The organism is Bacillus sp. EE-W1, from assembly GCF_009760835.1.
In the GTDB taxonomy this organism is placed as follows: Bacteria; Bacillota; Bacilli; order Bacillales; family Bacillaceae_G; genus Bacillus_A; species Bacillus_A wiedmannii.
The window spans coordinates 52,655-61,968 of sequence record NZ_WIPE01000069.1; the positions used below are offsets into that span (position 1 = coordinate 52,655).

The window sequence follows — 9,314 nt, forward strand, 5'->3', positions numbered from 1 at the left end:
CGTATCCTGTGTTTGAATAAGACCAGCCCTCTCCTGGGTCAAAGTCTGGGGGCAAAGAAATCCCCATCTTCACTAACTCTTTAGCCGTATACGATTTTTTTGTATCCGTAAAATCAGCGTCTTTTGACCTTGAGTATTCAGCGATACCACTTGTATGGTTCAATATATGCCGGATAGTAATCTTGTTACCATCATATCCATTTCCTTGAATGACACCAGGCAACCATTTTTCGATGGAGTCGTCTAGATTCAGGCGTTTCTCTCCAGCTAATTGAAGTACAACTGTTGCGGTGAACGTCTTCGTCACACTGCCAATGCGAAAGCGAAAATCTGTTTTCATTGGTTTCTTGGTTCTCAGATCCGCTATCCCAGCGGCATAACCCCACGTTTTTCCACCCTCAGAAGTTTTAGCAAGTATCCCCGGGTATCCAAGTTGCAATGTATCCCGCATTGCTTGCTTGACGGAAGTACGATCTCGTTGAGTATTTGTTTGTAACGAACTAGATACATTTTGAGTGGGCTCTGCTTTTACAATTGAGGTTGGTGTTGTATATAACAGGGAACTTCCAGCTATTAAAATGGCCAGACTTGCACATGTAATTTGACTACGTATTTTCATAAGGCATTCCTCTTCTCGATTCATATTATATCAGTGTTTGCTTACTGTTCCTTACTTCTTGACAAGACTTAGGGAAAGGCCCTCACGCATATAGATTAAAGCCCCAGTACAAAGGTATCTATCAATACCAACAATTTGAGCCATTTAAATCTCCATCCCTCCTATAACAAAATCATTCAAAGGTATGAAAGCATATTATGTACCCTTAGTTATTGTTAGGATTAACACAACATGAGACATAACCCCAACCCATATTTTACTTTATTTATCCATAATATGTATTGAGAAAGAATGTAAATTCGAATCCTTTCCGTCCCCTAACTATTGATCGTTTTTTTCATCTATTATAATTAATTATTTAGAATTTCATAATAAAAAACTGTAAAAAAAAATAACGAGTCCCTTAACGTACAGGAAGCGGTTGAAAAATATGTCTAAACGTACAATTTTCTTTTTTTTTGATATGGTGACCCCATCGCAATCAAGCTAAGGTTTTGAAGTACCCACTAAATGAACTCTTTCTTTCTCTACAGGTAGTTACTTTGAGAAGGTAGCTCATTTTTTTGTTTTTGGAATGTTTACTTTTCTTAAGTTGATGGATGTGTGGTCGAACCCCTATGCATTTCATCAATCATTCCCTTGACTCTCCATTTATAGTACTGTATAGTACTAATATGAAAAAAAATACACTTACTAATAAAGATATTGCTCTGCAATCCGCTTTTACATTGTTTCTTACTAAAGGTTTTCTAGCAACAAGCATGGACGACATAGTCGCACATAGCAAAGTTTCAAAAACGAACATTTATTATTATTTTAAGAGCAAGGAGGAGCTGCTGCTCGCTATTGTTAATCAGTTGATAGCACATTACGAACAGCGAATTAATTATATTGTGTCTCAAAATGAGCTCACCGTTCAAGAGAAATTAGAAGCGGTACTCCACATTTTAAGCGATACTATTGAACAAAATAACTACCTTGGCGGTTGTCCTTTCCTGACTCTGTATACACAGACGCCTATTGACGCGGTTGAAATTAGGGATAGAATCAAGAGTTTTTTTGAAAAACAGCTGCATGGTGTTGAATTGATTTTAGCCCAAGGGATTGCACGACAAGAACTAAAGAAAGAGCTGCCCGTTAAACAAACAGCTATGTTGATTGTCTCCTCTATTGAGGGTGCTCTCTTCTTGGCTCAAGCTTCTAACAACCAAGATATGATCAAAAATTTATTTCCTACTTTAGCTTCCATGCTAAAGTAATATTTTTAGATACATTAGTACTAATTAGTACTATAAAATAATAAAGGAGTGTTTTTATTATGAATATCTTCATGACTGGCGGAACTGGTTATATTGGACGTCATTTAATCGCTGAGTTAGCTTCTCAGCATCAGATTTATGTACTTGTACGTCAAAAAAATCGTCTTCTTACCATCATCAATCAACTGGCACCCGATCAACAGAACAACATTGTTCCTGTTATCGGTGATCTAACGCAGCCTCGATTAGGTTTAAGTGATGACAGCTACAAACAATTACTTGCAACTGATCTAATTATTCACGCAGGAGGTCCAATGAATATTGAGTTGAACCTCCTTGAAGCTGAACAGTCTTTCCTCACCCCTGCAAAATCCCTTGTTCGGCTAGCACAGGATATCCACGCTGAAAAAGAATTAAAGCATTTTATCCATGTCGCAGGCTTTATGAGTCCCTATCATGAACAAAATGCATTGTTGGATCTAGATCATTTGCTGGACAATCAACCGCCTTATGAAAAAATGAAGTTTTTAGCCGACTCTTATATACGAAAATCTCTTCATAACATGAGCATTCCCTTATCTACTGTTAATCCTAGTGTAATCGTCGGAGACTCCTTCTCAGGGAAAACAGAACAGATTGGAGGCCTTAGTATCTTAGTCGATGCCGTAAGGCGAAATCTTATGCCGCTTGTTCCAGGCGGCGACAATTATTGGTTACCAATGGTTCATATTGACCATGTGGCTTCGTTTATTTCAAAACTTGTTAACACAGAAGGGTTATCAAGCAATACCTACTATCTTTTAGATTCTAAGCAAGAAAGTCCGTCGATCCGAACTTTCATCAAACTCATGGCACACGAATTGCAGACAACAAAGCCGTTAGGAACTATACCGCTTCCGTTATTGAAAACTGTGCTTAGAATGGGTGCTGATAAGATGCTTGGTATCCCTAAAGAATCCATGAGTTTTCTTGTTAAGTCGGAATTCCCTGTTTACAGTAAATTAGAAATAGAACAAAGGAACGGCAGAAATTCATTCGTAGTTCCGTCCACGCTCCCTTTTATCATTAGTGATTTGGATTATCGGTTAAATCATTTAGGCCTGAATCAAAATGAGCAGAAAGATTTTAGTCAACGAAGAAGGGCTAACTTAGTTTCGCTAGAGAAAGATAGCAATGAAACACCTATTATTTTTCTTCATGGGACGTTCAGCAATGCCGATGCCCTTTTGCCCCTCTCACAATTTTTAAGCGGTTTAAATACTTGGTTCGTAGATTTACCTGGATTTGGGCGTACCCCTTATCACCATAATCCTTCTGTGATAGAAGGCTATGTAGAGAGCATTTCCACTATGATCACTGAGTTGAACAGACCCGTTATATTAGTGGGGCATTCATTTGGCGGATTGATTGCGGCTCAAGTGATGGAACGGCTGCCCTCACTGATCAAACAACTCATTTTATTGCAGCCAGTACTGCATCCTATCCAACCTAAATATAGATTTCGACGTATTACAAGTTTCGTTCTAAAATATATGGAGCCCGCCCGTTTGGAAAAAGAGCTACTTCAAACCAATAGCTTTAGAACATCCAGTCAGTTATTGAGTAATTACGCTCATTCTGTGGTCCGTGATTTAAAATCCCCCCGTATACGCAAAACTAACGCTACGGTCATGTCTTGCTTAACTATATCAAAATCCATCCAGTTAAATCCCGAGACATGGGATAAGAGGAAAATTAAGATACTATGGGGAGATTTGGACAAGGATCATCATGTCCCAAAGCAGTTTGAACACTTGGATATTACACGTATTCAGTACGGTCATCAGTTTCCTGTTGAATCTCCTGAACTAACTGCTCAATGGATTTCTCAAGCTGTAACAGTATAAAGGTTCTTTTGATAGTATTGATGGAGGTGTGATTGTCAACACAAATTCAGACTGCTTTTTTAAGGGCTCGTTTTCTGAACTCAACTGAACTTAAATAACCTAAAGTACCATGAACATGATGATGGTTAAACTGATTCTGTTGCAAAGTTTGAAAAAAGCATAAACAGGTTGGTAAATGCGGAACAATGTTTAGGAAGTAGCTAGTAATTGTTGAAGTTCGTTGTACGTTGAAAAGGCGGAGTCTCTTTGAAGACTTCGCCTTTGTTTATATAGGGTATGAATGGTTTCATAAGCGTGCAGATTTATTTTTCACTTTCCAAATTCGGCGAGGAGTTTAATTATATGATGAAGGTCATGAGCGATTCGATGGATTCTCTCGCTACATTTTTAGACTCCTTAATGCAATTTGGATTATCGTCTCCTTTAATTGTTTTAAAGAGTGAGTTTGAGGAGAAATTGTCGTTCTGATAAAGAGATACGTATTATCCCCCGCTAACAGTAAAAGTTTTTCTTTTATGAGAAAAACCAACAAAATCAATGATTAGTAAACAAAAAAGAACATTGATATTTCAATGTTCTTTTTTGCATCTCTACTTATTAATTAGATTCCTCTTCGAATAGAGTACCCTTACCCCTGATTCCTCTGCGCCTCTCTAAACTCCTCCTTCACCTTCTCTAACAGCCCTTCTTCCGTAATTAATCGATACGCCGTATTCGCTAGTGCTTTTGCGGATGTAATTAACGCTTTATCTCCAAGTTCTGAACGTGCTGCTTCTCTAAATTCATTCGTATGCGCAATTAAGTCATCTGGACCGATTTTAATGTACGGATGAATTGTTGGTACGACTTGACTTACGTTTCCTGCGTCTGTTGAGCCGATGCCAAATCTTTCTTTCCGATTTACGTCTTCACCTTGTAATTCTAGTTCTTCGGCTACGACGTCATTATATGTTTTTGTTACGAGTAGTTCATCGATTTCGTTTTGGAATTGATGGATTTTCACTTTTGCGCCTGTTGCTAACGCTGCTCCTTGTGCGATATTTTTTACTTTTTCTGTTACTTCTGCACATCTTTTTCGCGTTGCTGCACGGATGAAGAACCTTGCTGATGCGTAGTCAGGAATAATATTAGGTGCTTTTCCGCCCTCGGTAATAACGCCATGAATTTTCACATCTGATGGAAGTTGTTGGCGAAGTGCGTTAATACCGTTATAAAGTTGAATTATCGCATCTAATGCGTTAATCCCTTCTTCAGGTGAAGCTGCGGCGTGAGCTGTTTTTCCGTAAAAATGAAAATCAAGTGGATCGACTGCTAGTGAAGGGCTCGTTGGCGCTGTTTTTCCGCTCGGATGAATCATAAGTGCCGCATCAATATCTTTAAATAACCCCGCTTTTACATAACTCGCTTTCGCACTACCATTTGGTCCTCCTTCTTCAGCTGGAGTACCAAACACGACAACTTCTCCGCCAATTTCTTCAAGCGTTTCTGATAATGCGATCGCGGCCGCAACGCTAATTGTGCCAATTAAATTGTGACCACACGCATGACCAAGTCCTGGTAAAGCGTCATACTCAGCTAAAAATGCGATAACTGGCCCTTGTTTTCCTGAACTTTTTCGCGCGATAAAACCTGTTTCATGTCCAGCTATATTGTGCTGCAGCTGAAACCCTGCACTACCTAGTAATAAACTTAACGTTCTTGATGCGTAATACTCTTGGTTACCAATCTCCGGATTCGCATGAATATCGTGACTTGTTTCTATGTACTTTTCCTTATTTCTTTCTATACTCTCTTCAATTGTTTTTCTTTGTGACGTTACTCCAGTCGCTCCCATTTCTCTTCCCCCTTATATTTTCACATAAAAAAGCCTCTTTCTAAAAGATAGAAAGAGGCTTCTGCATTTACAGTCAAAATGAGCTTCTTTCTTATCTTTCAAGTTACCTTGCTGGAATTGGCACAGTATTCATAAAAGAATCCGCTGCCGAGGTGTCATAGGGCCAGTCCCTCAACCTCTCGTGATAAGAATTTTCATAAGATTATATTAAATTATATTCATTCTATGCTCATTCCAATTAAAAGTCAAGGAATTCCTATCCGAATTTACCGAGTATCTAAAAATCCTTTTAACACACCAATTGTTTCCGGTGCTTGTAATCTTGCACATACGTACGGAAATTCCATACTACCTTCAAACATCATTTGAGATGTGAGCGGTGCTCCTGCCCAAAAGATTTCATCATCGATTACGATAAACGGGAATGCTTTATTTTGTCTTTGTAACTTTACATTTTTTAACGGAACTGGTCCATCACTATACACTGTTATTTGCGCATTTGTACGCATTAACGCTTGCCAGACTCGCTTATCCACTTGCTTTGTACTTGGAAGTGAAATAATAATTTTTCGTTTTGCGGCTAAAATATCTTTCAATAACCCTTTCGGCTCTTCAAGATTCATTTCCATAAACCAGCGTAAACGTTTCGAAATTTTCCGCTCCCACAATTGTCTTGATGTCGTACGATCATACACATCTCCGTGACGTTCTATATGAGCTGTTAATTGTGATAACGCTTGTTTTCTCGAAAGGTTTTTACGCATATAATGACAATCTGATAATTGAATGAACTTCCCTCTCGCCCTTGTCACTGCAACGTTGACGAGGCGATGATTTTTATGGTCAAAGAATAACACGCCAGGTCGTTCTTGCGGATAACTATCAACCGTATCAAATATCATCATATCTCTTTCAGAACCTTGAAACTTATGAACCGTCGCCGCTAAAACTGGTATGTTTTGATATTTCGTTCTCTGCAACATTTCTCTAATACACGTTGATAAAAAGCGGGATTGTGCCCTGTAAGGTGTAACAACACCGATCGATTGAACACCATCTAACAGTCCGATTAACATCATTTGCATCGCTACTAAACCAGACATAATGTTAAATCGAGAACCAGAAGCAGCGTCCTTTAACGAAAAGGCTCCCATTAAGCTTGTATCAAATAAAACACTTGCCTCATTTGCGAACGGTTGCAATCGCGCAAGTTCTTTACGCTCTGAAACAGACGGATGGTCATATACTCTATTTTTATAAATAAATGAATTTGTAAACTTAGATATATCCGCATGCATACGTCTTTGTTCCTGCAACATAAATAGGTTCGGATGTGCTTCTGATTTATTGACAGAATCAACAATCCCAGCATGGTAAAACATATCTTCCCCAAGCCATTTTCGAACGAGTTCATGGTTCGCCATCGCAATTGGAGGTAACTGTAAAAAGTCCCCACAAACGACGATACGTTTTCCAAGTGAAGCTGCTAATGCAATTTGCGGAACATATGCCATACTCACTTCATCTACGACAACTAAATCAAATGTACGCTCATAAATAAGTGAATCAATGGCACATTTCGATAAAGTCGCACCGATTACTTTCGCATTTTCAATATATTCTTTTTCTACTTCTTTAATTTTCGCTTTTTGCTTTCGAAGATCACTTTCAATCTCTTGTATACGCTTCTTATCAGCAGAAGTCGCTTTATATGATAAAATCTTTTCACGAAGATCTTGTCGTGTTTCCTCTAAATAGAGTCTTTCTTCTCCCCATGATCCGTTCGTGGTTTCAACTAGCTTCGACGTAAGTAATGTTTCATGATTTCTTATATGTTCATGTTGACTATAACCGTAACGAACAATTTCGCCAGGTGTCCATTTCTTTTTCTTCTCAATTTGCTTCGTTACTTCACTCATTAATACGTCTACTGCCGCATTACTATGAGCTAATACAAGTACCGATTTTCCTTTTTGATAATGCGCCGAAATAATACGTGATAAATTGTAAGACTTCCCTGTTCCAGGGGGTCCCCACACGTACGTTGTCGGATTGTAAAATGAACGATATGCCAATTCATTTTTCGGATTTTTCATCTTCTCAATATGTTTCGGACTGCTCGTCCCATCAACAAGACGCTTTATACGATTACGTTTTAACTTATCTTTATGTGCCTCTTTCAATCGCTCTTGTAGCTGCTCTAACAATTGCCACGGTTCACTGTATAAAACAGCTTCTCGTATTTCACCTTGTATATAATCATTTAATTTCAGTTCTATTTCTAATCCATGTACAGATAATACTTCTCCTGTCGCTTCCTCACCATCAAACTCAATTCGAATTGGTGAACCTTCCGGTAAGCTTACTTCCGATATGAGCTGAAATACGTATACTGTACTTTCATAATCTGTATATAAAAAACGACCGTTCATGATAGAAATTTTACTACCACCTATCGTTTTCCAATGTTTAATTTCATACGCTAATGCATAATGCCACTCTTTCATCGTTGCCGATAATGAAGGAGTTTGAGTAGGTGTATTCATCGTATAATCTCCTTCCTTCTCCCCAAACATACTTTCTCACTATACCATATAACACGCTAAAATTTGTAAGGTTTTTATCTTGCTTATTTTCTTAATTTTCAATAACATATTGTGTATAATTTTCAGAAAGAAGGAATCTACATGCCAGTTAGAAGAATCGAACACGTCGGTCTTATGGTCGCAAACTTAGAAACATCTATTTCATTTTATGAAGAAGTAGTCGGCTTACAGCTCATTAAACGTATGGGTCACCCGAATCCCGACTTAAAACTCGCTTTTTTAGGTGTGGAAGAATCGAAGGAAACGATACTTGAATTAATTGAAGGCTACAACCCTTCTCTTCCGGCAGAAGGAAAAGTACATCACATTTGCTTTAAAGTGGATTCATTAGAAGATGAAATCAAAAGACTACAGAAACACAGAGTAACCTTTTTACTAGGAGAAGAAATTGAAACATTACCAGATGGAACACGTTACATATTCTTCGCTGGTCCTGATGGAGAATGGATTGAGTTTTTTGAAACGGAGAGATAAAGTAAGACTTTAAGATAGAAAAAGAGCCGGAATTCCGGCCCTTGTTTTTATAAGTGCACATCCAGTAACAATGAAACATACCTCCAACCTGAAAATTCACCAAGATTAGAAAACAATCATTTTGTTAGGAGGAGAGAATGATAAATACAATCTATAGTCTTGTTTTTTGGATACTTATACTCTTTCCAATCCTTTACGTAATCAAGATAAAGCATTGGAATTTAAAAGTAGTTGCCGTATTTATTGGAAGAATTCTATTAAGTATTATCTTTTTCATAAATGGAATGATGTGAGGGCTGCAACGGGATTGGATAGAGCCTCCCTATGAAACAGAATGGGATTTCTTTATAAAGTCTTTATTAAACGGGAAAACTGATGCACTTATACACTTGTTACTTCTCATTATTATCATTACCTTGGATTTAGTCATTACATTTTATTATATTAATAAAAAGAAATAGAATATTCTCTCCTATTTCTTTTCTTAATGTGATGCTACCCCATGCCCATCAAGCTAACCAAGTAACTTACTAAATATGAAACAATCCTTGGTTCAAAACCAACAATTGATAGAAAAATAGGCATACTAAAGAAGCCTATTAAAATGTGATTTTTTCGCTAGGCAGCTTGTCTATC

6 protein-coding genes, 3 pseudogenes and 1 riboswitch are annotated in these 9,314 nt (G+C 37.8%); of the genes and pseudogenes, 5 read left to right on the forward strand and 4 right to left on the reverse strand.

Translation table 11 applies throughout. The features are described from left to right. A partial coding sequence (locus GFJ36_RS29780) for a serine hydrolase domain-containing protein (RefSeq protein WP_242016014.1) occupies positions 1-619 on the reverse strand: 619 nt, incomplete at its 3' end. A 674-nt stretch (positions 620-1,293) separates the two neighbouring features. Between GFJ36_RS29780 and GFJ36_RS16885 the strand changes: the two genes are divergently transcribed. Together GFJ36_RS16885 and GFJ36_RS16890 are read left to right on the forward strand one after the other, a co-directional pair. Next, entirely contained in the window at positions 1,294-1,878 is a 585-nt protein-coding gene (locus GFJ36_RS16885; RefSeq protein ID WP_060486510.1) for a TetR/AcrR family transcriptional regulator, read from the forward strand. A 59-nt stretch (positions 1,879-1,937) separates the two neighbouring features. Next, a complete protein-coding gene (locus tag GFJ36_RS16890) occupies positions 1,938-3,764 on the forward strand; it encodes an alpha/beta fold hydrolase (RefSeq protein ID WP_097889764.1) in 1,827 nt (608 codons plus the stop codon). Positions 3,765-3,953: 189 nt separating this feature from the next. Here GFJ36_RS16890 and GFJ36_RS29785 read toward each other — a convergent pair. Then, positions 3,954-4,052, reverse strand: a pseudogene (locus GFJ36_RS29785) (IS6 family transposase); the annotation flags it as partial. Between the two features lie 39 nt (positions 4,053-4,091). Here GFJ36_RS29785 and GFJ36_RS16895 point away from each other — a divergent pair. Beyond that, positions 4,092-4,232 (forward strand): annotated as a pseudogene (locus GFJ36_RS16895) (Lrp/AsnC family transcriptional regulator); the annotation flags it as partial. Between the two features lie 160 nt (positions 4,233-4,392). Here GFJ36_RS16895 and GFJ36_RS16900 read toward each other — a convergent pair. Together GFJ36_RS16900 and GFJ36_RS16905 are read right to left on the reverse strand one after the other, a co-directional pair. Then, positions 4,393-5,598: a M20 family metallopeptidase gene (locus GFJ36_RS16900; protein ID WP_097889763.1), complete on the reverse strand. Its 1,206-nt coding sequence runs from the start codon at positions 5,596-5,598 to the stop codon at positions 4,393-4,395. A gap of 88 nt (positions 5,599-5,686) precedes the next feature. Next, positions 5,687-5,789: riboswitch (SAM riboswitch) on the reverse strand. A gap of 75 nt (positions 5,790-5,864) precedes the next feature. Next, positions 5,865-8,174, reverse strand: coding sequence for an AAA domain-containing protein (locus GFJ36_RS16905; RefSeq protein ID WP_060486490.1), 2,310 nt, complete (start codon positions 8,172-8,174; stop codon positions 5,865-5,867). A gap of 111 nt (positions 8,175-8,285) precedes the next feature. Between GFJ36_RS16905 and GFJ36_RS16910 the strand changes: the two genes are divergently transcribed. Both GFJ36_RS16910 and GFJ36_RS29175 read left to right on the forward strand, forming a co-directional pair. Then, complete coding sequence (locus GFJ36_RS16910; RefSeq protein ID WP_097889762.1) at positions 8,286-8,678, forward strand: VOC family protein; 393 nt, start codon at positions 8,286-8,288, stop codon at positions 8,676-8,678. Positions 8,679-8,815: 137 nt separating this feature from the next. Continuing rightward, positions 8,816-9,139 (forward strand): annotated as a pseudogene (locus GFJ36_RS29175) (hypothetical protein). The last annotated feature ends 175 nt before the right edge of the window (positions 9,140-9,314 follow it).